Source organism: Cardinium endosymbiont cBtQ1 of Bemisia tabaci (assembly GCF_000689375.1).
Lineage (GTDB): Bacteria > Bacteroidota > Bacteroidia > Cytophagales > Amoebophilaceae > Cardinium.
Map to the genome: position 1 here is coordinate 228687 of NZ_CBQZ010000001.1, position 26986 is coordinate 255672.

Annotated in this window: 17 protein-coding genes, 2 tRNA genes and 3 pseudogenes; 6 read left to right on the plus strand and 16 right to left on the minus strand. The window is 35.8% G+C overall.

What is annotated here, in order from left to right:
- Positions 1–80 precede the first annotated feature (80 nt).
- The 5 genes from CHV_RS01065 (at position 81) to rfbB (ending at position 4228) form a co-directional block, all read left to right on the plus strand.
- Positions 81–578, plus strand: coding sequence for a dihydrofolate reductase (locus tag CHV_RS01065; protein WP_034576523.1), 498 nt, complete (start codon positions 81–83; stop codon positions 576–578).
- Between the two features lie 229 nt (positions 579–807).
- Positions 808–1920, plus strand: coding sequence for a DNA polymerase III subunit beta (gene dnaN / locus CHV_RS01070; protein WP_034576525.1), 1113 nt, complete (start codon positions 808–810; stop codon positions 1918–1920).
- A 52-nt stretch (positions 1921–1972) separates the two neighbouring features.
- Entirely contained in the window at positions 1973–2962 is a 990-nt protein-coding gene (locus CHV_RS01075; protein ID WP_130721391.1) for a lipase family alpha/beta hydrolase, read from the plus strand.
- A gap of 43 nt (positions 2963–3005) precedes the next feature.
- A tRNA-Ser gene (locus CHV_RS01080) sits at positions 3006–3090 on the plus strand.
- A gap of 100 nt (positions 3091–3190) precedes the next feature.
- Positions 3191–4228, plus strand: coding sequence for a dTDP-glucose 4,6-dehydratase (gene rfbB, locus CHV_RS01085; protein ID WP_084303080.1), 1038 nt, complete (start codon positions 3191–3193; stop codon positions 4226–4228).
- Between the two features lie 59 nt (positions 4229–4287).
- Here rfbB and CHV_RS01090 read toward each other — a convergent pair whose 3' ends face one another.
- The 3 genes from CHV_RS01090 to CHV_RS01100 all read right to left on the minus strand — a co-directional run bounded on the left by CHV_RS01090 (position 4288) and on the right by CHV_RS01100 (position 8251).
- A complete protein-coding gene (locus tag CHV_RS01090) occupies positions 4288–6447 on the minus strand; it encodes a hypothetical protein (protein ID WP_130721392.1) in 2160 nt (719 codons plus the stop codon).
- 337 nt (positions 6448–6784) lie between these two features.
- A complete protein-coding gene (locus CHV_RS05115) occupies positions 6785–8137 on the minus strand; it encodes an ATP-dependent Clp protease proteolytic subunit (RefSeq protein WP_084303081.1) in 1353 nt (450 codons plus the stop codon).
- A gap of 42 nt (positions 8138–8179) precedes the next feature.
- A tRNA-Gln gene (locus CHV_RS01100) sits at positions 8180–8251 on the minus strand.
- Between the two features lie 639 nt (positions 8252–8890).
- Between CHV_RS01100 and CHV_RS01105 the strand changes: the two genes are divergently transcribed.
- Positions 8891–10696 carry a hypothetical protein gene (locus CHV_RS01105; protein WP_130721393.1) on the plus strand — a complete coding sequence of 602 codons (1806 nt, stop codon included), beginning with the start codon at positions 8891–8893 and terminating at the stop codon, positions 10694–10696.
- Between the two features lie 15 nt (positions 10697–10711).
- Here the strand turns inward: CHV_RS01105 and CHV_RS01110 are convergent, their stop codons facing one another.
- The 13 genes and pseudogenes from CHV_RS01110 to hemW form a co-directional block, all read right to left on the minus strand.
- Positions 10712–11320, minus strand: coding sequence for a hypothetical protein (locus CHV_RS01110; protein WP_034576531.1), 609 nt, complete (start codon positions 11318–11320; stop codon positions 10712–10714).
- Between the two features lie 68 nt (positions 11321–11388).
- The gene (gene secG, locus CHV_RS04645) at positions 11389–11769 is read right to left on the minus strand and encodes a preprotein translocase subunit SecG (RefSeq protein ID WP_051602120.1); all 381 of its coding nucleotides are present in this window, start codon (positions 11767–11769) and stop codon (positions 11389–11391) included.
- 2 nt (positions 11770–11771) lie between these two features.
- Positions 11772–12407 (minus strand): hypothetical protein, encoded by a 636-nt coding sequence (locus CHV_RS01120; protein WP_034576534.1) that lies wholly within the window; start codon positions 12405–12407, stop codon positions 11772–11774.
- Between the two features lie 19 nt (positions 12408–12426).
- Positions 12427–12942 carry an LPS assembly lipoprotein LptE gene (gene lptE / locus CHV_RS01125; RefSeq protein ID WP_034576536.1) on the minus strand — a complete coding sequence of 172 codons (516 nt, stop codon included), beginning with the start codon at positions 12940–12942 and terminating at the stop codon, positions 12427–12429.
- Complete coding sequence (locus CHV_RS01130; protein ID WP_034576539.1) at positions 12929–14173, minus strand: sigma-54 interaction domain-containing protein; 1245 nt, start codon at positions 14171–14173, stop codon at positions 12929–12931. The genes lptE and CHV_RS01130 overlap by 14 nt, the downstream gene beginning before the upstream one ends.
- Positions 14174–14177: 4 nt before the next feature.
- The gene (gene miaB / locus CHV_RS01135) at positions 14178–15629 is read right to left on the minus strand and encodes a tRNA (N6-isopentenyl adenosine(37)-C2)-methylthiotransferase MiaB (RefSeq protein ID WP_420888354.1); all 1452 of its coding nucleotides are present in this window, start codon (positions 15627–15629) and stop codon (positions 14178–14180) included.
- Positions 15630–15747: 118 nt separating this feature from the next.
- On the minus strand, positions 15748–17754 hold the full coding sequence (acs, locus tag CHV_RS01140; RefSeq protein WP_034576544.1) for an acetate--CoA ligase: 2007 nt from the start codon (positions 17752–17754) through the stop codon (positions 15748–15750).
- A 96-nt stretch (positions 17755–17850) separates the two neighbouring features.
- On the minus strand, positions 17851–21186 hold the full coding sequence (gene mfd, locus CHV_RS01145; protein ID WP_130721394.1) for a transcription-repair coupling factor: 3336 nt from the start codon (positions 21184–21186) through the stop codon (positions 17851–17853).
- Positions 21187–21347: 161 nt separating this feature from the next.
- Positions 21348–22224, minus strand: a pseudogene (locus CHV_RS05120) (IS982-like element ISCca4 family transposase).
- 65 nt (positions 22225–22289) lie between these two features.
- A pseudogene (locus CHV_RS05830) lies at positions 22290–22490 on the minus strand (IS1634 family transposase); the annotation flags it as partial.
- A gap of 142 nt (positions 22491–22632) precedes the next feature.
- Positions 22633–23600, minus strand: a pseudogene (locus tag CHV_RS01160) (IS5-like element ISCca7 family transposase).
- A 280-nt stretch (positions 23601–23880) separates the two neighbouring features.
- Positions 23881–25719, minus strand: a complete 1839-nt coding sequence (locus CHV_RS01165; protein WP_034576549.1) for an ABC transporter ATP-binding protein — start codon at positions 25717–25719, stop codon at positions 23881–23883.
- A 65-nt stretch (positions 25720–25784) separates the two neighbouring features.
- Positions 25785–26963 (minus strand): radical SAM family heme chaperone HemW, encoded by a 1179-nt coding sequence (hemW, locus tag CHV_RS01170; protein ID WP_051602122.1) that lies wholly within the window; start codon positions 26961–26963, stop codon positions 25785–25787.
- Positions 26964–26986: the final 23 nt, after the last annotated feature.

Sequence of the window (26986 nt, forward strand, 5' to 3'; positions counted from 1 at the left end):
TACACAAATATAGTGGTATTTATTGAATAAGTCAAAATAAATCCCTTTTTTTATTGAAGTATATTTCTTTGTGATACATTATGATTATATCTATTATTGTGGCGATGTCTTTAAATAGGGTTATTGGCAATCAAAATAGCCTTCCTTGGCATCTTCCTGCTGATTTAAAAGAGTTTAAAAAAAAAACATTAGGACATCACTTGCTAATGGGTAGCCATACTTTTCACTCTATTGGTCGTATTTTACCCGGTCGGATTAGTATAGTAGTTAGTACAAAAATGGATCGGTCTGTTGTGGGTTATCATGTAGTACGTAGTATTCAGGAAGCAATAAGCTTAGCAAAAGGGCAAGGTGCGTTGGAATTATTTGTCATAGGAGGGGGAAAAATTTACGAACAAACCTTGCCTTTAGCCCATAAAATTTACCTAACAAAAATCCATCTGATGGTATCAGGAGATACCTATTTCCCTTTGATAGGGGAGGAATGGGTTCAACGTATCATCAGTTCTTTTAAAGCAGATCATAAAAACCCTTATGATTATGAATTTATTCTATTAGAAAAGGCAGAGAAACGATAAATCTTTTTAAGTTTTTTTATTAAATTGCATAGGTTTAACTTTAATCTAGCTAAAATAACATTATAATAATATTTCTGAAATACAGAAATAGAAGCTTTCTCTATAATTTTAGATATCCACGTGGATTTGGCTATTGGGCAAACAGATAAAATGTTTAAAAAATGTGTAAACGTCTCTTTAGGTACCAGTATCATTCCCACGTTTAAATCAGAAAAATAAAAAAGTAATTATGGAGTTCACGGTATCATCAGCTTTGCTTTCACAGCAGCTAACGGCCATTAGTGGGGTTATCACCCGTAATCCAGTTGTTCCAATCTTAGAAAATTTTCTTTTTCAGATAACGCATAATCATTTAGTTGTTACAGCATCAGATTTGCAAACTTCTATTAGTGCTGCTTTAACGATTCAATCGGATGCACAAGTAAGCGTAGCCATACCTGCTCGTATGTTGCTCGATACGGTTAAGAACCTGCCAGAACAGCCTATTAAGTTAGAAATTAATCCCAAGTCTTATACAGTTTCTATTCAATCAGATAATGGCCACTATAAATTGGCAGGAGAGAGTGCGAATGATTTTCCTCAACTAGCTGGTTTAGAGGATGGTATAGTTTTAGATGTAGAAGTGGATGTATTGAAAAACATTTTGCAAAAAACTCTATTTGCAACTAGTAATGATGAATTAAAACCTGCTATGTCAGGTGTATATATGGAATTTACGCAGGCTATGGCTACTTTTGTGGCCACCGATGGTCATCGGTTGGTTCGTTATCTTCGTGAAGATCTGACCGTATCTGCACAAAGTCCAATTATTGTACCCAAAAAGGCATTGATGCTTTTAAATGGCCTAATAAGTAGTAGAGATAAGCAGGTAGGCTTTACTTTTGATCGGCATAAAATCCAATTTAGTATCGATAATATTAGTGTGGTCACTAGGTTAGTCGATGAAAGATACCCAGACTATGAAAACGTGATACCTAAGGAGCATACTAGTAAACTTACTGTAAATAAACCTGCATTGGTAAGTGCCCTTAAGCGGGTTGCTATTTATGCCAATAAAGCTACCCATCAAGTAAAATTGATCCTTACTACCAATGAATTGACTATTTCAGCAGAGGATTTGGATTTCTCTAATGAAGCAAAAGAAAATCTTATTTGTATATACGAAGGCTTGCCGCTAGAAATAGGATTTAATGCAAAGCTTTTATTAGATATGCTCGCTAGTATCCTCACAGAGGAAGTGGAATTCTTTTTCTGGGGGGCTAATAAAGCAGTTTTAATATTTCCTAAATCACAAAATAAGCAAGAACATTTGCTGTTATTGATTATGCCTATTATTTTTTAAATTTATTTTTATTGCGATAATCTGACGTTTGTAAATTAATGTTGATCAACCTATGTCTTACATCTTTTATAGATTTCCGTTAGTTCTCTTTTTTTTATTCTTATTTCCAAATTTTGTTCAAGGAAAATTGGATAAAAGGCAGTCGAATACATTGATCATCTTATTTCATGGATTGGGCAATCATGCGGCCTCTTTTAATACGATGAAAGAGAAGCTTGAACAAGCTTTTCCTGCTGTTTCTGTCGTGGCTTTGAGCAGTGTGGAAGGTATGAAGAGTATAAGCCTTTCTATAGAAGAACAAAGTGCAATTAATTTTGAAGAGCTTTCTACTAAGGTAGAAGATTTAGCGCAAAAGTCTATTATCTTGATAGGTCATAGTCAAGGTGGTCTCCGTGCATATGCTTTCCTGAGAAAATATGAACACCTTAATATAAAAGGGCTGGTGGCCTTAGCTACGCCATGGGAAGGCGTTCCTGGAGCTAGGGTAGATGCGGAAATGCTTGCACACCATTTGACAGTTCCTGTTTTGAATGATCTACGTGAACTCTCGCTTGATCTTGGTTATGCTCAAACCGATCTTGAAAAGCAACTTATCTTAAATGTACAAGACAATCAATCAGTATGTCTTTTCCCTGGTGGTAAAGATTTGATAGAGGGTAGTGCTTTTTTACGTGAGGTCAAAAAATCACTTCCCAATGTACCTATTCCTATACTGGCCATAGGAGGTGGGCAAACTGATTTTAGTGCGTTGCTAACCAGTCGAAAACGCTATCGTTTTAAGGCTTTAAATGATATGTATACTTTTTTTGTAGTGGGTAAAAAACACCTTAACCAGTACCATGATATGCAAATTCCCCTTTATAGCCAACATGCGTTTAATATGCTCCCTAAGGCCAAGTGCAATTTCAAAAGAGTTTTGATCAAAGACGCTTTTCATAGTACCCATGTTTTGAAGATACCGGTTCCAAAGTATAAATCCATGCTTGAACACCCTGCTGTTTTGCATGCAGTGATACAATTCGCTAAAACCATAGTTAAGTAAATAAGCCAAAACATCCTTTCATTACTTTATGCGTATGGTTTTTGGAGTAGTGTCTGAGTGGTTTAAGGTATCCGTCTCGAAAACGGATGTATCGTGAGGTACCGGGGGTTCGAATCCCTCCTACTCCGCTTCTGGCTTAAGTATATAAATCCGCCACTATTTGGTGTAACGTTTACCTAATAAATCGTTTTTCTATTCCTATCTATGCCCTTTAAAGCATAGTTTTATATGGGTATGGTAGGTATTTGTATTACCTTGAAAGTACCTATATCTATGCAAAAGTTATTAATAACGGGTGGAGCTGGTTTTATAGGTGCACACTGTATTCAATTGTTTTTGGCAAAATACCCTAATTATTATATTGTTAACCTAGATAAGTTGACCTACTCAGCCCGTAGGTCTTTTGCACTTGAAGAAAAACCAAATTATTATTTTGTGGAAGGAGATATTGCCAATTTTTTATTGGTTGAAGCCTTGTTTCAAAAATTTAACTTCGATGGTGTGATTCACTTCGCTGCTGAATCACATGTAGATAGATCGATTCTCGATCCTTTTCTTTTTATAAAGACCAATATAGAAGGAACGGGTGTGCTGTTGCATGCAGCTTATAACCATTGGTTTAAAGGACCAAATCAGTCACAAAATCCTAATCATCAGTTTGTATATGTTTCTACAGATGAAGTGTATGGTTCATTAGATGCACATAATAAACCGTTTACAGAGTCCGCTATGCTCGCACCAAGTAATCCCTATAGTGCTAGTAAGGCAGCAGCAGAATGTTTGGTAAAGTCTTATAACCATACTTATGGGCTCCGTACAGTTATTACCCGATCAACCAATAATTATGGACGGTATCAACATCCAGAAAAATTGATTCCCATGGTATTGAAAAATGCATTACAAAAGCAGTCTATTCCATTGCATGGAGATGGAAGTAGCATTCGAGATTGGCTACATGTGGAAGACCATTGTAGAGCTATTGATTGCCTTTTTCATAAAGGGCAAAGTGGCCAATCATATAATATTGGTGGCCATGAAGAGCAAACTAATCTTCAAATCGCATCTATGATTTGCCAAATACTGGATCAATTAAAACCATTATATGGAAAATCTTATACTTCCCTTATTTATTTTACTTCTGAAAGAATAGGGCAAGATAGACGTTATGCACTTGATGCGAGAAAAATTAAAGAAACACTAGGTTGGAAACCAACTATTCAATTGCAAGTCGGGATTCAGGATCTTATCCGCGATTGTATTCAATAAAATTGATATTTGAGCTGATTAAAAGTATCCTTTTAGGAAAGTTATTGATAATAAAGTAGTTAACCATTATTTTCTTTGCAAATCTCTATGGCCTGTTCTGCTGCGATTGTTAATGCTTCTACAATTTTAGCATTTAAATATTTCTTTGCTAGTTCAATATCTATGGTAAGCGTTTCTTGAGCCATGCATTTTAACTCATCTAAATACATATAGCTTTTAGCATGTCGTAGGTCATAAAGCCGTTCAGCCAGTTTAATACAAAGTATAAAAAGTTGTTCTCGGTTGATTACTTGTTTAAACGAATTCTTGATATAAAGTCCACATGGTTCCATACTTTGTCGATCATTTACTGCTAAAACGTTCTCTACGAAAGAGTATATGTTCAGATCATAATTGGCTTTAATATAAGAAAGAGGTAAATCTGCATAATGGACTAAACCATATAGTAAAGTAACATAAACAGGTTCTGGATAGAACCGGATCCATTCTGCAACCAACTGTGCAATGCCTATCGAACGGACATACAATAATTGCCCAGATGAATGGCGCTGAAAACCATAGCACCGCCTTGTTAATAGGACTATTTCATCAATTACTGCTCTACGTGCTTCAGATATTTCTAATATTTGATTGTACGATTTAACAAATACCTCTATGGATTGATCAATTTCTTTTTGGGTTATCGGTGCATTTAAAGGGCCTATATTAGAAATCATTGCATCTCTAACATTTACTACATTATGAGGCACTACCATTAGCATAGGTCTTTTCCTAGCAATGGGAAAGCGTAGGTAGCCGTAGTGCGCACGAATGGCTCGTTCTATTACACGTTTTTCTACATGTATATGTTCTGCATTTGTATGACTATTGTGCCACTTCAGGTCTCTACCTTCTGTAATATCTTCATAATGATTTTTAATTTTGGGTAACATCATTAAAGGAGTAGTAGCGTTGCTGATTACCAATGCTATAGCTGGAAAGTTCATTTCTGAGTGGGATGTGCCTGTTCGTGTATTCTTTTGCGTATATTTTAATTGAGTGGTATATAATTGCATTCTTATGCGTTCACTTTTTGAACCATCAAGGTTAGCAGTGTGTAAAATAGTGGGAACTAATGATTGAATCATATGATTGATATCACATGTAATTCTTTTAGGAATGGTATTGTCTTTTATTTCTATAGCTAGCTTTGGAGTTGGTGGTCCTTTAGTTTCTAGCACAGCCTCTAGTTTAGCAATCAATTCATCTATAGCAATTTCATTTGGCGTTAATAATATGTGCTCTATATATCTGGCACGTTGTTTTAAAAAAGCAGTAAAAGTCATAAAATTGTTGATAATGCTTTCAAGGTCTTGCTTGTAAAAGGGTCGATTGTCTAGGTATGAAATAAGTTCGGTAGCATCTTGCATCCCTTTTTCTACAAAAGATCCAAACTTTTTTCTGTTTTTAGGAATAGCTGCTGAGTCTACATTTAGATTAGGGTTTATAGTTTCATCTTGCCTTTTTTCTTCTCGAATTAGGTAGTTTTTAACGTAACGGTTGTAAATTTTATAAGAAGTTATTTGGCGCTTATGGTAAATGATAATATAAAAAACGATTAGGCCAAACAGTAGTAGATATAATAAAGAATCATTTAATGACAATAGGGTATTTAAGCCTATGTTATACATTGCATAGAAAATGATGCACAATACACCAGCTACTAGCTTTATGCTTATATAAAGGGGCAATACAAATAAGGTTGTGGATAAATGTGCTATAGATAGAGTTAGTGCAAATTGGGGGTCTTGCAACTTTGTCCAATGCCATAATACATTTATAGGAAGACAAAAAACAGAGGATACTAGCCAAAACAGACCAATTTTCCAACCTGGTTTTTTACTTTTTGGCGCTATTGCATAGGTTACAAGAGCGGTACCTACAAGAAACTGTAATATATACCAGTAAATAATAGTCTGCTCATTGATACAATCTAATACGGTGGTAAGTATAATATAACATCCTGTAAATCCAATTACTGCATCACTTGGTATCAGTTTAGCTAATTTTTCTTTTATAGAAATAAACTTTAATATATTTTTTATGTATGCTTGTTTACTTTTGATAGATTGTTCAATCGCTTTAATTTCATGTAGAAATTGCGTGTTATCTACGTCATCTTCCTCTAATGAACTAGCAGGTAGATTCAAATAGAAAGCAATTACTAAAACGAATAGCAAAAAGGATAATGCTATAAGAAAAAATGCATAAAATGGCATTGTGCATGTGGAATAAATTGCTAAAGGAACTAGTATAATATACAAAATAAACTATAGAAAGAATATACAAGTAGCTACGACAGTAAAATTCGAATATTATATGCACTTAGAATTATTTGAATGAAAGGATAGATATACAAATAATATCATTTCGAACTTTAGTTATTTGATCGTTTATAGTTTTAGTTTATTAAATTTAGTTTTTACATTGGCCAGAGAGGATAAACGCCAACAGGCATTTACTTATGGCAGACTAGCTGCTAAAAAATAGCCATACCACCTATATGGATAAAACGTATTATTTATCCATTATCTGAGCTTTGTGATCAGGTCTGTAGGAATAGTTTAGATCGTGAGGAGCGAGTCTATTGTATGCGATCTCTTCTGGAGAGGGCTCTATTCCTTTTGTTGCATTAGAATTATAAAAGTGTTTTATGAATTGTTCAAAAGTATAGTCAGATGAATCAGGTAAACTGCTAATGGCACTATTTTGGATGCCATTGATTACATAATCCACCCATTTAAGCTTTTTGGCGCGGTCACCATGCTCTTCCCAATCTCCATACATAGATTTTTCATAGAGCTTTTTATTGAATGCTTCAAGAGATATCCCCATTTTTTTAGCTACCCTGCCTCCTAAACGCTTCCATGTTTCATGTAAATCCATATAAGTTTCTTTTGCTGCTCTGAGATTACTATGAGGATGCATGAATAAAATACCAGGTTGATGATGTAAAATAGTAGCATTTGGATAAGCATAAGACTTAGTAGCTAGTGTAGTAATTATAGCTGCCATAGAAGCAGCCAATGATTTTACGACTACGTAAACAGGTGCTTTACTATACTCTATAGCTTGTAAAATATTGTAGCCTGCAGTTACATATCCTCCTGGAGAGTAGCCAATAACAAGAAATATAGGATATTCTTTGTTTTGGTTATTAAAATAATGAATTTGATCTACAATATAGTTTGCTTTCCAAGGTGTAATGGTACCATTTAACTCAATACATCGATCAGAAAGCACTAAAGTATTGCTTTGCTTGATAAATGGGTCTTTTAAGTAAATAGGTTTTTTTTGAATGTATTTATGCCGAGTATTTGTCGCTTCTAAAACCTCTATTTCTGCTTTTAACCGATGGCTGGTCTCTTGCAGCAGCTGTGCTTGGCCTTTTTCTAATTGTATTTTTTTATCTATTTCAGTTAACTGGGTATGATACGGTTCCATTTCTTTCATACACCTAGCTTGCGCCAATCCTAGCTCAATAGTAAGCCTTTCTTGCTCCATATTTAACAAAAGCATAGCTTTATCATGTGCGCAGCGCACATTTTCATTTTCTATTTCCTTGTTTAGCCGTTGATGCTCCTTCTTAAGACGTAGCTGTTCAATTTGAGCAATAATAGCTGAAAGTTGTTTTTCTAAGCGTGCCCGCTCAAGTGCATTTTCTGCTTCTAGCTCATGTTGCAACTTAGTTTTGCTAATGGTATTAGTGCCATTTGTGTTAGGTTTTTTTTGTATGGTAGGAGATACAACCGCTACTTCTTTCTTTTTACTTTTTGTCTTATCTGCTACCGCTATATTACAATACGTTAATAATATAAAAAAAGAAACCCCTAATCTTATTAATCCACAATGATACTTCAAACCAAACATCTTAAAGTTATTTTTTAAGTTTGTAAATGATTGTTTTAAAAGCTGTCCGGCTAGGACTCGAACCTAGAGTCTTCTGGACCAAAACCAGACGTGTTACCATTACACTACCGGACAGTAGGTGTGTGATGTGCACCTACAAATATATGAAATATATTTTTTAAAAGTAAACAAGTATCCGCTTGTTATAGTTGTTTGTATTTTATATCTTTCTGTATGGTATATGGCCTTTTTATGCCCAATAAATTTGAATAAGCGAATAAAAAGTGGTATATTTTAGCATCAGTAATTAATATTTTTTTAACTAGTGTGTAAATCTGATAATCTGATAATTAACCATTACCTAATCGATTGTTTCATAGTTCTTAGCGTCTTTAGTTCTATTGGGTATTTAACCCACCATTTTCAAAGTTTTTTCTGTTATCCGAGCAATTTAGTATAATGCTTTCGTTTTAGATGGTTTTTTTATAGCTAAAAGATTAGAAATGTTCTTTCGTACTCTATCTTTTATTTTGGTATGCATGTTTTTATTATTGAATTCTTCTTTTTTTAAGAAAGAAGAATTGGTAAAAATTAAGCCAAATAACGCGATCATAGGATTTACAGGATGTTATGTTATATTGACTACTATATTAACGTATATACATGTCGGTCCTGTCTATTGGTATCTACTTCAATTTGTTACAGGTCTTTCGCTCATAGGTTATGCAATTAATTCCTACAAATAATTCCTACAAAAAAAAATTATCCGCCAAAATGGCGCTAGTTTGGTTGCTAAGTGTACTTTTTTGTTTTCCTGTAAATGTGCTTTGGCATTGGTCAGGGACACTCCACGGTTCATTAGCCTTTATATTGGCCTTATCTATAGCCCATTTGGCTGTAACTTTATTTATCTTACCCTTGCGTATAAGTGGACAGCTTGTAGCCTTTATGTTATTGGTGATTGTTTACGCCATATATTGTAGAGGTACGGATCTATTATTGAAATCGTCTAATTTTTTAATATGTTTGGTGGGCTTAAGCTTAATACTTTTTTTCATTATCGTTTATCAAAAACACAAATTAGCTAACTATACAGATTATTCAAATTATTTAAAAGAAAAACAAATTAAAGAACAGGAAATAAACCAAACTGAATTTTCTTTAAACTCCAATCTAGAAACCATTCGTGATGATCCAAAAGAAGCGGATGTTGTTATAGATCAGATGATGAAAGGGATAACAAAATTTATTGCCTATTTAGACAATAGGCCAATTTATAAGGAAGATTTAAATCTTATTATAAATAATTTTGTTATTTGGGACATTTTTTTAAAGCAACGAGCTAGATCTAGAAATAATGTTATCTTGATACCAAGTAAAGTTAGCTTTGATGAGCTAATTCAAAAACTAGAGGTTGGATTAGAATTGGAATGTAAGCAGCATACTATTCCGAAGTTCATGATAGGGTCTAAAGATGATAAACTGCCTGAAAAAATTATATGTGATGTAAACCAGGTAGTTTCCTTATTGACATCTGTTCTACTAAGCATGGCTAGTTTAGATACTTCAAATGGGTTTGTAAGCATTCAATGCTATACTACTTATTTAGAATATGAGTTGGCACGATTTTCTGAAGATAAATCTACTACAGATGTGCGGTTTCCTGCTATAGCCCTAGTAATTGGTCATGGGGCTATTCCTGAAGAAGCGTTACCTAAAATTAAAAATTGTTATCAAAATATTGCGGGAGATAGTCAATTCAATTGGCATAGTGTAGTTCAAAAAGAATCAGAATGGGCTAACATAGAAAAGCGTAATATACAGCAGATTGTTCGTACCCATTATGGTTATTTACAGTTTCCAACTTCTCCTAAAAAACCTATGCTTGTAGTACTTCCTTGTAACGTAGCTGCTGTGCGGGATAAAATGATTGCTGCTATAATACCTTCAAGTACTTTTATTGGCTCTAAGGAACTCAAGATATCTATGATCGTTTTAAAGAAGGCTTATAACAGTCTTTGCACACTGGCTGATATGCGTCCGACTGTATTAGATGAACTTTTTTTATTGATAAGGCGTTGTTATGGTTTTAGGCGTCATGCGTCAGGACAATTATTCTATGTCCGTGCATTAGGTATTGCTGAATTAGTAGCAAAGTGGGTACCTTATCAACCTAAACCAGTTTATTTTAGTTTACTTTATGGCTTGGTACGTTATGGAGGCTTACCACTTCCTTATGTTAAAGCCAATTATAGTATAGACGTTTATTCCTTTATAGAAAATATTATCTCTGTCAATAAGCGCCAAGATATGGAGCCATGTGGACTTTATATAGGTAGTCGCCTTAAACGGATCATCAACAGAGAACAACTTTTTATACCTTGTATTAAATTTGCTGAACGACTTTATGATTTACGTCATGCTAAAGACTATACTTCTTTAGAAGAAGTAAAGCATATGGCTCAAGAAACGCTTACAATAGATGTTGAACTTGGGAAAAAGTATTTAAATGCAAACATCGTAGAAGAATTAGTAGAAGCAGCCAACCAGGCGCTCCAGGCTTGTAAAGGTATATGTTAGATGGCGATTTTTTTATTAGCCCAGTAAGTTGTAATGTATCTTTAATGCAAGTTGCTTAGGTCTATAACCTCTATCTCGATCAGCTAGTCTAGAACTTATAGACTTTTTGTCTAGTCTTGATTGTCCCAATTCAAAATCAATATCTATTAAAAAATCGCCTAAAGCTATCCCTATGCCTAATGTATAGCCATTGATCTTTTTCTTATAGCTTTCTATAAGCTTATTAGCTTTAAATTTCTCATTCTTGTATAGCTCGCCTAAAGGTATTCGAAAAATAAGACCAATATGAGGACGGAATACATTAAAAACAGGCATGCCAATTGTTAAAGGTGCCTGAATATATTTGAAGCAATTAGAATCTTCTGTATTCGGCAATCTATACCAATCTAATACAAACAATCCATCTAATTTAGCATATAAAAGCCAAAGATCTAACTGTGCAAACCATCCTATCTGCAGTGCTAGATTGTCTATAGAAATTTTTAAATTTTTTTCTTTGAAGGTGGTATAAAATCCAGCTATACCCAAAGATGGCCCTGTAGCCAACCCAACAGCGCTTGATGGATATGCCACCGATGTATAGGCTAGAAAAAAAAAGGCCAATATGGATTTTCTTATCTTCATTGCTTTTAGTTGCGTAACTATTTTTACTGTGAAAAACAATACCCACTTTTATACCTTTACCATTAGCGCTAAGGAGAGGAAGCTCTTTCCTTGCATCCAGATTGCTGATCTACATGGGCCGTAGCTACTTCATCCGTACTACTTGGCGCAATAGCGCTATTTGATGCTTCTTTGCTCTGTGCTTTGGCTAAATTAGGACTCTTGTTCGATAGTGGTGCATTTTTGAGAAAAATAGAAGATAATAGCGTTAAAAAAAGCAATAGGCCTACTAGTACCCAAGTAGATTTTTCTAAAAAATCTGCTTTTTGATTGATTCCAATGCGGTGTATAGAAGCTGCGCTTCCACCTGAAGGTGTGATCCGTTCTTTAGGCTCTTGCAGTAAAATAACACCAATCAATAGGATGGCTACGATAATAATAAATATAGTAAGCAGATTGAATATAGACATAGCTAAAGATCATTTTTTAAGCTAGAAATGATATCCTCAATATACGATTTTTTTTCAGGATGCTTTGCCATTAAATGGTTATAAATTTCAATGGCACGTTTATATTTTTTTTGTTGGACCATTATTTTAGCTAATGTTTCAGTTGCAAAACGATCATCTAAAGTAGTGGCTTGTGCACAAAGATCTATACAGCCTTCCTCTTTTAATGGTGTGACTTCTAGAAAGGGGTCAAACTGTAAATTTTTATTTAAAATAGTATCAATAACATTGAACTGCTTAATGCTATTTTCATTTGTACCCTTTTTAAGGGATTTTTTAGCAATTATTGCTAAATAGTTATTAGCAGTAGTGGCAGTTTGTTGCATAGCCTTATCATTGGCGTTCCTGGCTATTGGAGGTATAGAAAGTTTGTTTTCTAACCATTTGCGCAATTGTGTACGATCAATCGCATAGGTAGCAGCCCTCTGAACCACATACTTTTCTACATCTTTCTCTTGTCTATAACTTGCTTTGGCAAGCAATGCATAGGCTAAGTAAAAGTAAGGGTAGCTTTGGATGAGGGCTTCTAAATCGCGTATATCTGCTGGCGAAAATGTTGCAGGATGCCTCAGTAATTTTAATAGTCTTTGAACTTGCATGGTAAAAACAGTTTAAAGTTTACCAATTATCTATGGATTTGTTACAAATATCATCCACTAGTTGACGGAAGATTTCTTTAATCAATTGATTTTCTTTTTCATTATGATTTTCAGTAGAAAGCATATCAGCACTGGCTGAAAATGATTTTTTATTAAAAGAGGATGTTTCATCAGAAGGATTGATGAAGGAAACTTCTACGGTTATGGTTAGGCGTTGTATTTCTTTAGGATTATCTTTATCCTCGCTTTTGGTACTGAAAGTTGTACGATATGAAAAGGACTTAATCACCCCTTCGTACTGGATGTCACCATCTTTATCTTGTTTGGTTAAGGACGTTAGCCGTAATATCTTTGATTCAAGTGCTTCAGTAAGCTTTTTTGGTAAATCTGTTGGTCCATCTGATGTCTCTGTATAAAACTCCTGAATAGAAAAAGTTTGTATATCACCAGGGAGTGAAACCCCTGAGAAAGTAAAAAGACCACAACCATGCAGCCAAAATAGGCTAAATAGAAAGTATAGGTTACGGTTTAACATTGAACTCTTCAATCTCATATTGTTTAATTTTTCGATAAAGCGTTCTTTCAGAAATCCCTAAATCATCAGCTGCATTTTTACGATTTCCATGGTTTTTTTGCAGGGATCTACGAATTAAAGCCTGTTCTTGGGCTTCAATGGATAGGTTTTCTGTTTTATGGGATGCGTCTGTGCAATTTAGGCGATCTTCTTTAAAAGATTGTGCTATTTCTAATAGATGGATCTGTTTGGCTATATTTTTTGCGTCACTATGGGTGCTGAATAGGCGTGTGTCTTCTTTTATAATAGGGTGATTTATAGCACCAGACCCCATTAAATTAAATAGTAACGCTTTTAATTCTGCGATATCTCTTTTCAAATCAAATAAAATAGGATAAATATATTCTTTTTCAAGTAGCTCATTATTGTTCCATTTTTTATAAAGTACCGGTAAGGTATGGTTTTGTACTTTTGGTAAATACTTTGCCAATACCTCTGGTGTGACCATTACTACTTCTTCAAGAAGTGCCATTTGTTCTACAATATTTTTTAATTGACGGATATTACCTGGAAATGGGTAGGTACATAAAATATCTTTTGCTTCTGTACTGATTTCTATTGGTTTAGTGCGATACTTGATAGCAAAATCACTAGAAAATTTGTGAAACAATTGTATAATATCTGCACCTCGTTCACGGAGAGGGGGTATGGTAATGGGAACAGTATTGAGTCTGTAATACAAGTCTTCTCGAAATTTACGCTGTTGAATGGCATGGACTAAGTCTACATGGGTAGCAGCCACTACACGCACTTTGGTTTTTTGTACACTAGCGCCACCTACTTTTATATATTCTCCATATTCTAATACCCGTAAAAGTCTGGTTTGGGTCCCCAAAGGCATTTCACCTATTTCATCTAGAAAGATGGTACCCCCATTGGCTTCTTCAAAGTAGCCTTTTCGGCTTTCTAATGCACCTGTAAAGGAACCTTTTTCATGGCCAAAAAGTTCAGCGTCTATTGTGCCTTCTGGAATGGCTCCACAGTTAATAGCTATAAATTTACCATGTCGGAAGGGACTGAGTCCATGAATAATTTTTGAAAAAGATTCTTTTCCAGTACCACTTTCACCCATAATTAAAACAGATAAGTCAGTAGAAGCTACCTGTATGGCTACCTCAACCGCTCTATTCAACAATGGTGCATTGCCAATAATATTAAACCGTTGCTTGATGTATTGAAGATCTTCTTTCATAATCTTATAGAGATACTACTGTGCCAAATAAAGTAGCTGCATTGCAATTTGTAATCTGTACATTTACATAATTACCTATTGTATAGTTCCCTGTAGGGAAGACAACAATCTTATTTTGACTGGTTCTACCTTGCAAAAATGCTTCCGATTTCTTGGAACGTTTTTCAATCAACACTTCGTAAACTTGATCTATACTTTTTTGATTGTGCATTAAGGCCTGTGCACGTTGCTTGGCTATAATTTCACTTAATCTACGCTTTTTGATGGTTTCTGATACATCGTCTGGGTATTTTCTAGCCGCCAATGTACCTGGACGCTGGGAATAATAAAACATAAAAGAAAAGTCATATTGAACCTCATCCATTAAAGAGAGTGTATCGTTATGTTCTTCTTCTGTTTCGGAGCAAAATCCTGCAATCATATCAGAGGAAATGGCACAAGATGGACCTAAAATAGTTCTAATGGCCTGAATTCTTTCAAGATACCATGTTCGATCATAGGTGCGGTTCATGAGCGCTAAGATGCGGCTATTGCCACTTTGCACAGGAAGGTGAATGTGCTTACAGATATTGGGATAACGTTTCATGGTATACAACACTTCATCGCTCATATCCTTGGGATGAGAGGTAGAAAAACGTACCCTTAAGGTGGGGTCAATTTCAGCCACCATAGCTAGTAATTGGGAAAAGTGGATCACCTGATCGTTGGTTCTATTCAATAGTGGGTCAGTAGCTGATGCGAGAGATGGATGCCAGCTATAGGAGTCTACATTTTGTCCTAGAAGCGTAATCTCCTTATAGCCTATTTCAAATAATTTTTTGGCTTCTTGGACTATAGAATAGGGATCTCTACTTCTTTCGCGCCCTCGGGTAAAGGGAACAATACAAAAAGAGCACATATTGTTGCACCCTCTCATAATAGAGATAAAAGCGGTTACCCCACTGGAGTGTAAGCGAATAGGGGCAATATCGGCATAGGTTTCTTCTTTAGATAGAAAAGTATTGACTGCTTTATACCCTTGATCTACTTGACTAATAAGTCGGGGAAGATCTCTGTAGCCATCTGGACCTACTACCAAATCAACTACTTTTTCTTCTTCTAGTAATTGCGTTTTAAGCCGTTCTGCCATACACCCTAATATACCTACAATAAGATCTGGTTGGTTTATTTTTTGTTGGTTAAAAAGCAATAGCCTATTGCGGATGGTTTGTTCTGCTTTATCCCGAATGGCACATGTGTTGATCAGAATAAGGTCTGCTTCATGATGCTGATTTGTAAAAATAAAGCCTTGTTGGGCCATAATAGAAGCCACGATTTCACTATCAGAAAAGTTCATTTGACAGCCGTAGCTTTCTATATATAGCTTTCTAGGCAACTGAGAATTGTGCGTACCAAGCGGTTTAGGTAGGCTTTTTTCAGCAGAATAATTTTTAGAGATAAATGTGTTTTGTTCCATCTGTATAGGGTCATGTTGCTATATAATAATCTATCCAAGTCTTTTGAGTAGGATAGATGAAAATTTGCTAAAAGCTATACAAAAATACAAAATAGATAGGATTGCCCCTATGGGGTCGTTACAGCGTCTTGGCCTTATGTAAAATAAGTGCGCGTATCTGATCAATAATATTGGGGTCTACTAGTGTGGAAGTATCTCCTAAATGCACTTCTTCTCGTACTATTTTTCTGAGCAGTCGACGCATTATTTTGCCAGAACCCACTTTAGGAAGTGCCGGTACAGGTTGTACCAGATCCGGAACGGCAAAGGCCCCTATTTGCTTTCGAATGATGGCTTTGATCTCAGATTCCATTACATGATTGTATAGCTGTTCCTGTTTTAAGACAATAAAACAATGGATGGATTCACCTTTTATAGCATGAAGGGCAGAGACGGCAGCCACTTCTGCTATTGAGGGATGTTGCATCAATACAGATTCAATTTCAGCGGTTGATATCAAGTGACCGGAGCAATTCAGCATATCATCTGTTCTACCTGTTATCCAAAAATAGCCATCTGCATCACGTTCTGCACCATCGCCTGTATAGTAATACCCATGGTATGGCTCAAAATAGGTGGCTTGAAACCGCTGATGATCCCCATCAATGGTCCGTGCCATTCCTGGCCAGGGATTTTTGATCACCAGATGGCCTTTTCCTCTACCTATAATTTCAATACCATCTTCATCAACGATGGTGGGCACAATGCCCCAAAAAGGGAGTGTAGCAGAGCCAGGCTTCAATGGTGTAGACCCAGGAAGTGGGCAAATAATGGGTGCGCCTGTTTCTGTCTGCCAAAAGGTATCAATGATGGGACAGCGACTTGATCCCACTACTTCGTAAAACCAGCGCCAGGATGAAGGATCAATCGGTTCACCCACTGAACCCAGTATGCGCAAGGAGGCTCTATTATATTTTGTTACATATGAAACGGGCAGTTGCATAAGGGTTCGAATCGCTGTAGGAGCTGTATAAAATGTCGTTACCTTATACCGATCAATCAAATCCCAGAAGCGCCCTCCGTCTGGATAAGTTGGAATACCGTCAAATACAACAGAAGTGCTTTTACAGGCCAGTGCACCATAAACATTAAAAGTATGACCTGTAATCCAGCCTAAATCTCCAGAACAGAAAAATATATCTTCTGGATGGTAGTCAAAGGCATATTTAAATACCGTTGCAGTATATAACAGGTATCCGGCTGTTGTATGGAGTATCCCTTTTGGTTTGCCAGTGGAACCACTTGTATAAAGTATAAATAGGGGATCTTCGCCATCCACCCATTCAGGTGTACATACTTCTGAGGCAGCAGCCATCAATTTCTCCCAAGCGCAATCTATAGCGTCATCCCAAGGAATCTCAGGTATGTGTTGGGTAGTTTGCAAGCGATTCAACACGATACAATGGTTCAGTGGGTGAGCAGCTGCCTTACATTGTATCAATGCTTGGGTTGCAATTGATTTGAGGGCAATAAACTTTGTGCCCCGAAATGTTCCATCAGCGGTTATCAAGAGTTTTGCTTGTGCCGCTATGATTCGTTCTGCTAGTGCGTTTGCTGAGAATCCTGCAAAAACAACAACATGGACCGCACCAATCCGCGCACAACTTAACATAGCTACTATGGCCTCTATCGTATTCGGCATATAAATGGCTACCCGGTCTCCTTTTTTTATCCCCCGATCCTTTAAAACATTGGCACATTTACAAATAGCCTTTAGCAGGGCTTGATAGGTGATTTGCTTTTGTTCACCTGGCTCATTTCCTTCCCAATAATAGGCGATCTTATCTCCATAGCCATCCTGAATGGGTTTGTCTACTAGGTTATAGCAAATGTTGGTGGTAGCACCTTCCATCCATTTTATAAAAATATTTCCCTCGTTTGGGTCAAAATTATAGTTAAGAAATGGACCCGCTGGTTTCGTTTTCCAAAAAAACGCTGTAGCTACTTTTTCCCAAAACTTCGCTGGATCCTTAACGGAGGCGTTATATATTTTTAGATATTCATCCAATGATGCAATGTAGGCTCTTCTTTGAATGGCATCAGAAGGAAGGTAGACTGCTTTTGAATCAGTTGTAGGGCTTTTCATGCTTTAAAAATTCTTCTATCCATGTGTAAAGTAGACAATCCAAATTATAGGGGCAATAGAATGATTGATTTTTATCTTTTTCAGTCTACTATAATTTTAAGGAATGGCTATAGTGGCCAGTAGATTTCTTGCTGAAAGGACACTATCCAAATCTGCAGTAAGCGTCAGTATCAAGTTTTGACCCATTTTTTTTAGCTGGCAATAAGCTGGATGTTGTTGCATATAGTCCATAATATTTTCCCACATATTCAAATTCATTTTATGAAAATCAGCTCCTAAGTAGCAATATAGGCATTGGCCTTTAAATGAAATTTTTTGAAATCCAATTCGTTCTGCTTCCCATCGCAGTTGTACGGTTTCCAATAAAGTTTCTGTAGCGCTAGGTAATGGACCAAATCTATCGATTAACTCTTCTTTAAATTCAGTTAATTGATCGATGTTTTTAAGCCCATTAAGCCTGGTGTAAAGTGTGATCCGTTGCGTTGTACTAGCCACATATTCAGGTGGTAAAAGTGCTTCACAGTCTGTTTCAACGGAGCATTCGTTGTATACCCTTTTGGTTTCTTGGGGAAACAATGTTTGAAAATCAGTATGTTTTACCTCTTCTACTGTTTCTTCTAGTATTTTACAATACGTATCAAAACCAATATCTGATATAAAGCCACTTTGTGCTGCACCTAGTAGATCCCCTGCGCCACGTATGTCTAGATCCCTCATAGCCAGTTTAAAGCCATCTCCTAATGCAGAACATTCTTCTAATGCAGCTAGTCGTAATTTTGCTTCTGGCCTAAGGGTTGTATCTTCAGGAATCAATAAATAGCAAAAAGCTTGCACATTAGAACGACCTACTCTTCCACGCATTTGATGTAAATCAGCAAGGCCAAAAAGATGGCTATCATTGATGATAATGGTATTTACATTAGGTATATCCATTCCAGATTCTATAATATTGGTGGCTACTAGTATGTCGTACCGGCCTACCATAAACTGTAGTATTTTTTCCTCTAGCATAGATCCGGCCATTTGACCATGGGCTATACAGATGCGTGCGGTTGGCAATAAGTCTGATAAATTTTGTGCTATAGTCTCGATATTGCTTACCCTATTGTGTACAAAAAAAATTTGTCCTCCACGGGCCATTTCATCTTCTATGGCTGCTTGGATGATTTTAAAATCGAAGCGGTGCACCTTTGTTTGGATAGCCAGTCTATGGTTAGGAGGGGTACGCAGTATACTTAAATCTCTAGCGCCCATCAGTGAAAAATGAAGGGTGCGTGGAATAGGTGTAGCCGTTAAGGTGAGTGTGTCTACATTCAAACGAATTTTTTTCAATTTTTCTTTCGCACTTACACCAAATTTTTGTTCCTCGTCAATAATCAACAACCCTAAATCTTTAAATTGTACACTATTCGTCAGCAGTTTGTGTGTACCAATAAGAATATCCACCTTGCCAGAAGCCGTATCGGCAAGCGTTTGCTGAATTTCTTGTTTGGTTTTAAACCGGTTGATGTAGCCAACGTGAACGGGTAAATCAGCGAGTCTGTTGATAAAAGCGTTATAGTGTTGTAGTGCTAAAATAGTAGTGGGCACCAGTACAGCCACTTGCTTGCCATCTGCTGCTGCTTTAAAAGCTGCACGAATGGCTATTTCTGTTTTCCCAAATCCTACATCGCCACACACCAGTCGATCCATAGGGGTGGGGCGTTCCATGTCTTCCTTTACTGCATCAATGGCTATAGCTTGATCGGGCGTTTCTTCATAGCAGAAAGAAGCCGCTAGTGCACCATCTAGTACACTATTTTTGCCAAAAGCAAACCCTTTCGTTTTTTTTCGTTCTGCATAGAGTGTAATGAGTTCCTTGGCAATGTCTTTGATCTGTTTTTTAACACTGTTTTTTTTACGTTGCCAGGCAGCGGTCCCTAATGTATGCATATGAGGTGTTGTGCCATCCTTGCTAGTATATTTGCTGATCTTGTATAGTTCGTGTACGTTTACGTAGACTATATCATTGTTTTTATAAATCAGTCGGATGGCTTCTTGCTTCTGTGTATGGATGTTTAAGGCATGTAAGCCAGAAAATCGGCCAATGCCATAGTCACTATGCACCACATAATCACCAATTTCTAGTTTCCTGCATGCATCGGCTAGTAAAGCTTCTGTTGTAGCATGGGATTTGGGTGGTTGGTACCTATAGTATCTATTAAAAATTTCATGATCACTATAGCAGACTATTTTGCCTGTATGATCTATGTACCCTTCCCGTAAACTGACCAACAATGGTGTAAAAGTTGTTGTAGGAGAGGTGTCTGCTAAAATAGTTTTCAGTCGTGCAAGTTGCCCTTCAGAAGCAGCTGTAATACATACATGGTAGTTTTGCTGATTTCTTTTATTGAGGTCAGCTGCTAGAAGGTTAAATTTTTTTTGAAAATGAGGTTGTTTTTCAGTATTGTAGTGTAGTGTAAGATCGTTATCTCCTATAACAGATGTGACCGATCCAAATAAAATTTGATGAAAGGGTAGCATAGATGCTGTAAAACTTTCTATTGTTTCTAGACTATGGGAAGGGCCTGATGGAATATCTGGGCCAGATGGCTGTGCCAGTATTTTTGCTTTGTTTTTTAGCCAAATGGAGCTACCTGTTGGTAAACAAGCTGCAAAAGAAGTGTAGCGCAATGGTTTTTCCGTTCTCGTTTCTGGGTTGGATACAATCGTTGCCACATTGGTTTGTTTAAAAGATTTTTGGTCTTTGGGATCAAAAATACGGATGGTGGAAACTTGATCTCCCCATAGTTCTATTCGATAAGGGAATGATTGGTTGACCGTATATATATCAATAATGCCACCACGTATGGCAAATTGACCTGTGTGGTATACAAAATCTACCTTTATAAATCCTTTTTGTTTAAGCATGCTTTCCAAGCTTTGCATCGACAGCGTTTGATTTACTGCTATCTTGTAAGACATAGTGGCTACTAGAGATGGGTCTAAGATCTTTTCCAGCAGTGCGGCGATATGTGTGACGATCAATGGTGCAAATTTGCTTTCGTTTATAGCATCTATGATGGCCGATCGTTTCTGTTGAATCGTTTTATACTTATCCTTATGTTCTTCTAAACTGGGTAAGCGCAGCACAGAGCAGCTGGGCAATAAGTTTTTTAAGTCTCCATACATAGCCAGTGCTTCTTCTTTATCTTCAACTACCACTAATTGTAAATGGGCAGAACTTTGGTGCAGCGCGGCAATTAATACAGCATCCAAGCTGCCTTGTATGCCATATAGATGGAGGGCTTTATCTTTTGGATCTTCTTTTAGGTAGTCTGTAAGTTTGGTAACTACTTTTTGTTTTTGGTATAGTGCTATAAAATCGTTGATCTGCAAGATTAAAATAAAAATTAATGAATGTAAAATAGCTGTTGTATATGAGCTATTCAAAATTTCTTAGACTGCTACGGTTGGGTTGCAAAGTAAAATATCCATGCTGTATATATGATGCCTCATGCAAATCTACAAATACTTTTTTAAATAGAGATCCCTATGAATGGCAAAGGAAGAAGTATTGATAATGTAGTTATAACGTGAGTTTCGGATTAGACTTATTGTAAACCAGTTGTATATATATTATCTATAGCCGGTTTTTTCTCTTTTAGTGAATAAGCTGTAATACCAGCTATTAAATTGACAATAAAATTAGGTATACTTCTATGCCTGGAGTGTTCTATCTGACTAATATTTTTAAGCTGATCGATAATGGTTTCAATGATAGATCTCTTTCGAAGCATTAGCCTATCCCAGATAGGCATGAAAGCATTTTTCATATTTTTTCTGATTTGAGTAATCAGTTCTATGCCTTTTCCCATAAGTTTTTCAAATAATTCTTTACTCAAGTAGCCTTTATCAGCAAATACTTTTCCGATCAAATTTTTACATAAGTTTTCTACTGGCCATCTATCATTGGACTTACCTGTAGTAAGAGAAAAATTCATAATTTCTCCTAAATCATTTGACAATCAAGTTTAATTTGATTCCGTAAAACCATCCAGTAGTAGTTTTACCTTTACTAGCAATTGTCTTAAATACTTTATGAGCATAAGCTCTTTTTATATTACAAACCTTTATAGCGGTTGAATCCATAAAATAACAGCCTGTTCTCGTTTTAGAAAGACTTTGAGAAAAAAAGTAAAATGGAACTACTGTTCTTTGAACTAGGGATATAAATCTACTATAGCTTACTAACTTGCAAAAGTCATTAGAATGAAATTGTTGTAAATGAATATAATACAACTTAAAATTTCTAAAGCCAATTACATGAAAAGCAATTAATATTGTCATTATTTCGCTCAAAGTCAGTGAACATGTTCTAGTAGGTTTTCTATCTGAAGTAGGTAACAAATATGATTCCATATAAGGCATAAATTTTATAAGAAATTCATCAACAGCGTAATATATTTCAACTAATTTTGATACATTCATATCCGGCTCCTTTGGTTTTTATGATTATTTTTCAATCCCACAAATTTAAAACACAAAGGAGCTTTTTATACTCTTTTCTTAATTTCTAATCCAAAACTGACGTTTATAATCTGTTTAGTTACCTTCTTTAAGTTAATTACATACTTTTTTATATACCTTTTAAATTTCAGGTGCAGTTCATGAATACCATAAAATAGACGAGATACCCATATCATAGTTGGCTTTTGTGTTGGTTTCTTGAGTTGATTAGGAACAGTAGCATTATGAGACCGTTGTTATAGATAGTTATTATAATTTTTGATAAGGTTGTAGTTGTATTTTTTGTAGTTTTTATGGTTAAGGATGCATAAATTTCATTATTTATTGATTTTCAAGTTAATATTTGTATATTTTAGATATACCATCCCCCTAAAAACCCTTTAAAATGATATTTGGAGCTCTATATAAATTATAGGCTATAGATTCCATAACATGTTGCTTATGGGTTTTATCAAGGCCTATATACCTAGCTCCTGAACTACGGAACCACCTCTTAATACTTCCAAATACTCTTTCTACTTTATAGCGCGTCTTAGATACAAATTTATTAAACCGTTTAGCAGCAGGTGATAAGGGATGATTTCTATTACCTTTCTTTTGAATAGCTGATTTTAATTTCTTGTTTTTTAGTAAAGTTTCGTTGGGCAAACCGCTATAGCCTTTATCTCCATAGAGCCTGCTTCCTGTCTTTTAGAGATACTTTATCCAATAATATAGGTAAATGGGCACCATCATGACTAGATGCTTTTGTAGTCGTGACTGCCAGCACTAAACCTTCTTTACTTTCTACAAGGACATGGCGTTTATAGCCATAGTAAAGATCATGACCTTTTTTGGTCCAACTAGCTTCTTGATCTACCCCTTTTTGATAACTATGGGATACCGATATAGTACCATCCTCACGCAAATCATAGCTCTTTTTACCTTTGGGACGTCTAGGAGTAGGGGTGATAGAGGCGTCAATAACTGCACCATGCTGAACCAGAACACCATGGTTAGATAGTTGATCATTTATGATTTTCAACAATCTATCTAAAGCTTTCTTTTCTGTAAGAGCAGTCCTAAATCTGCTTAATACACTATGATCTGGTACGGAATTATCCATCGATATACCACAAAACCTGCTAAAAGTAATACGATCATTTACTTCCTCTTCGACTTGGTAATCGCTCAACCCATACCACTGCTCAAGCAATAGCATTTTAAACAAAAGAAGGGGACTATAAGCAGGCTTGCCTGATAAACGTAAACCTTTAGGATAATAAATACGCAGTTCTTTTTCTACTAATGACCAGTTAATCAGATTATTGATTTGATCAAAAAAGGTATGCTTGCATTTACGACGACTAGCTGATATATCTGATAAACTTAACTGACCGCTCACTTTGATTGACATAATAATATCATAAAATTTTTATTACAAAACCTAAACAATAATTACAAGTTAAACTTTTAATAAAATTAACAATTACTTTTTTATACTAAAATCTAAAAACCTATTGCAACGGTCTCAATTTAATAGCTGGTATTACAGCTTATGGGCTAAAAGAGAGAAAACCTTCTATAACTAATATAGACGACTGGTTTACAACAACTATAATCCAGAGTTTAGGTTATTTAATGTTTTTGCCCTAAAAATAATTTTTTACAAAGTCCTTCTTGTGTTAATAACGTTGCAGGAGTACCCTCTTCTACTATTTCGCCTTGCTCTAATACAATAATTTTATCAGCATGACAAATGGTACTTAACCTATGGGCTACCACAATAGAGGTTTTATTTTTAATAAATAATTCAAGACTTTGTTGTAGCCTTCGTTCAGAAGCAGTATCTAAAGCTGAAGTTGCTTCATCTAAAACTAAGATAGGTGGATGGCCTAATATGGCTCTTGCAATACAAATACATTGTTTTTGACCACCAGAGAGTTTGTTTCCATTTTCTCCAATAATGGTATCATATGCTTGGGGTAAACTCATAATAAAATGGTGTGCACAAGCTATTCGAGCCGCTTCTATCACCTCTGTCTTGCTAAATCCTGGTCTATTGAGGGTAATATTATTAAAGATTGTATCGTGAAATAAAATAGATTCTTGCGCAACAATGCCTATTAAACGATGTAACGATGGTTCATTAATATGGGAAATAGGTAGATCGTCTATTTCAATAGCTCCTTGATTTGGCTGATAAAGGCCCGATAGCAGGGATAAAAGAGTGGATTTCCCAGATCCAGAAGCACCAACCAATGCAACTGTTTCACCTTTTTGAATCGTAAAGTTGACCCGATGTAAAACCTTTTTTGCATCCTTATAAGCAAAAGAAACATCCTTAAAAGTGATCGTACTTTTGAATGTAGTAGCGGGATGGGTTCTTAAATTTTTTTTCGACTCAGATTTTTCATCTAGTAAATCGAAAATACGTCTTCCAGCAGCCATACCTCTTTGAATATGGCCGATACATCTTGCAAGCATTTTAATAGGTATAAGTGTTTGGGAACAAATAATAATGTATGCAATAAAGGTACTGGGTGTAAGCATGCTACGATCTAAAAGAAGCAAATGGCCACCGTAGGCAAGTATAATGGAAACTGCTCCCACACTCAATGATGCAGATATAGGCACAATCATATAGCTTTTTTTAGCTACTCCTATATGGGTACCGACATACCACTTCGCTTCTTTCTTAAACTGATCAACAGCATATTTCTGGGCCCCAAAATTTTTTATAACCTGCATACCGCTTATCGTCTCTTCAGTTACATTCATTAAGTTGCCCAGTGATTTTTGGGTTTGATCGGTCCATTTACGCAAGGATTGTATAATTTCAGCTATGGCCCATCCAGCAATCGGTAAAAAGAGTAGGGTAAATAGACTAAGTTTTGGCGATATGTAAAATAGCACAGCTATGTAGCAAAAGAGTTGAGTCGGTTCTTTTAAAAATACCCGTAAAGTATCTGATATTACATGTTCTATTTCCTGAATATCAACAGTAATACGTGCTATTAGATCTCCTTTCTTTTGATGGGTAAAGTATTGTGTAGGCAGGACTAAGATGTGTTTAAAGAGTGCCAAACGTAAATTATGCACCAGATTTATCCGTATTTTAGCCATGGTAACATCTGCTATATACCTGAAAAACCCACTAATTGCGTTAGACAACATAAATAAAAATGCCAACCAAAAAAGTGCATGTATTTTACCTTGATGTATAATGATGCTTATAAAGCAATAATTAAATAATTTGGTTAAATAATGTATATCGAGGTATGGTTTTGGGAAACATTGCTGATCCAGCAATAAACGGTTTAACTCTTCTTGGTTAAATAGTATTTTAAGCAAAGGAATCACTAAACCATAGGTAGCTAATCCAAAAAAAATGGACAGCAGGATGGCAAAAAAATAATACAAAGCGCATCTTCTCCAAGGCCCTGCGTAATCTAAAATTCTAGAATAAGTGCGCATTGAAAATGAATATTACCCTTATTGATCTAACGATAAAAATTAGATTGATGATGCCATCTCAACCATCAATCCTCCACAAAAAGATCACTAGCTATTTGATCCGCTAGCAATTTACCACTATTTGTTAAATAAAGTGTATGGTCGTTCATATAGCCCAATCCACGTAGTATAATTTTTTTTAAATAATCTTTTTGTATATACATCAAGTCAATAGCATATTTTTTATAAATCCAATCAAAATCACATCCCCAGCAGGTTCTAATATTGGTCATAATGTATTCATTTACATGATTAGCAATTGTTAATATTTCTTCGGTATAGGGAAGCTTTCCATATTCAATCGCCTTAACATAAAGTGCATTATGGTCAATATTCGATTGTCTTTGTAACCGATTATAGCTATGTGCACCAGGTCCTATACCTATATATGGACCTGATTTCCAGTAGTTAGTATTGTGTCTAGAATATCTTTCCGGCTTGCAGAAATTAGAAATTTCATAGTGCAGATATCCCTGTTTACATAAAGTTTCTACTGTCCACTCAAACTGTTCTACCGTTAGTGTTTCATCTGCTTCAACCATAATGCCTTTTTGATGCCAATAACCTAATACGGTTTTGGGTTTAATGGTTAAACAATAGGCAGAAATATGCTCTGGTTCCAGCAGTAGGACTTGCCTTAAGTCGGCAGACCAATCCTGTGTAGTAGTAACAGAAAGCCCATACATAAGGTCTATGTTTAAATTATTAAAACCAGCAGCACGTGCCCATGCTATACTTCTTTGTGCCATTGCACCCGTATGAGCTCTATTCATATAACGCAATACAGTATCATTAAAAGACTGTATCCCTATACTAAGTCTATTGATACCCATATGGTGCCATCCTTGCAATTTTTCTAAAGTGATGTCATCAGGATTTGCCTCTAAAGTAACCTCTGCTGATGGCGCTATAGGAAAATATAGTACCAGTTGATTCAATAGTTGGTCTATTTCTGGAAGGGACAATAAAGAAGGCGTACCTCCCCCAAAATAAATGCTGGTAATGGGCATACCTTGTAAATCATTCTGACGCAGCTTAATTTCTTTAAGCATACTTGTTATTACCAATGATTTAAGCTTTAAATTTGTGCTAAAATGAAAGGCACAATAGTGGCATGCTTGTTTACAAAATGGAATATGCAGATAGATGGCTGCATGACTGTTTTCTTGTATTGAGATCAATGGTATAGGTTGGTTGCGGTACATATAAACCTTGAGGTGACATAGAG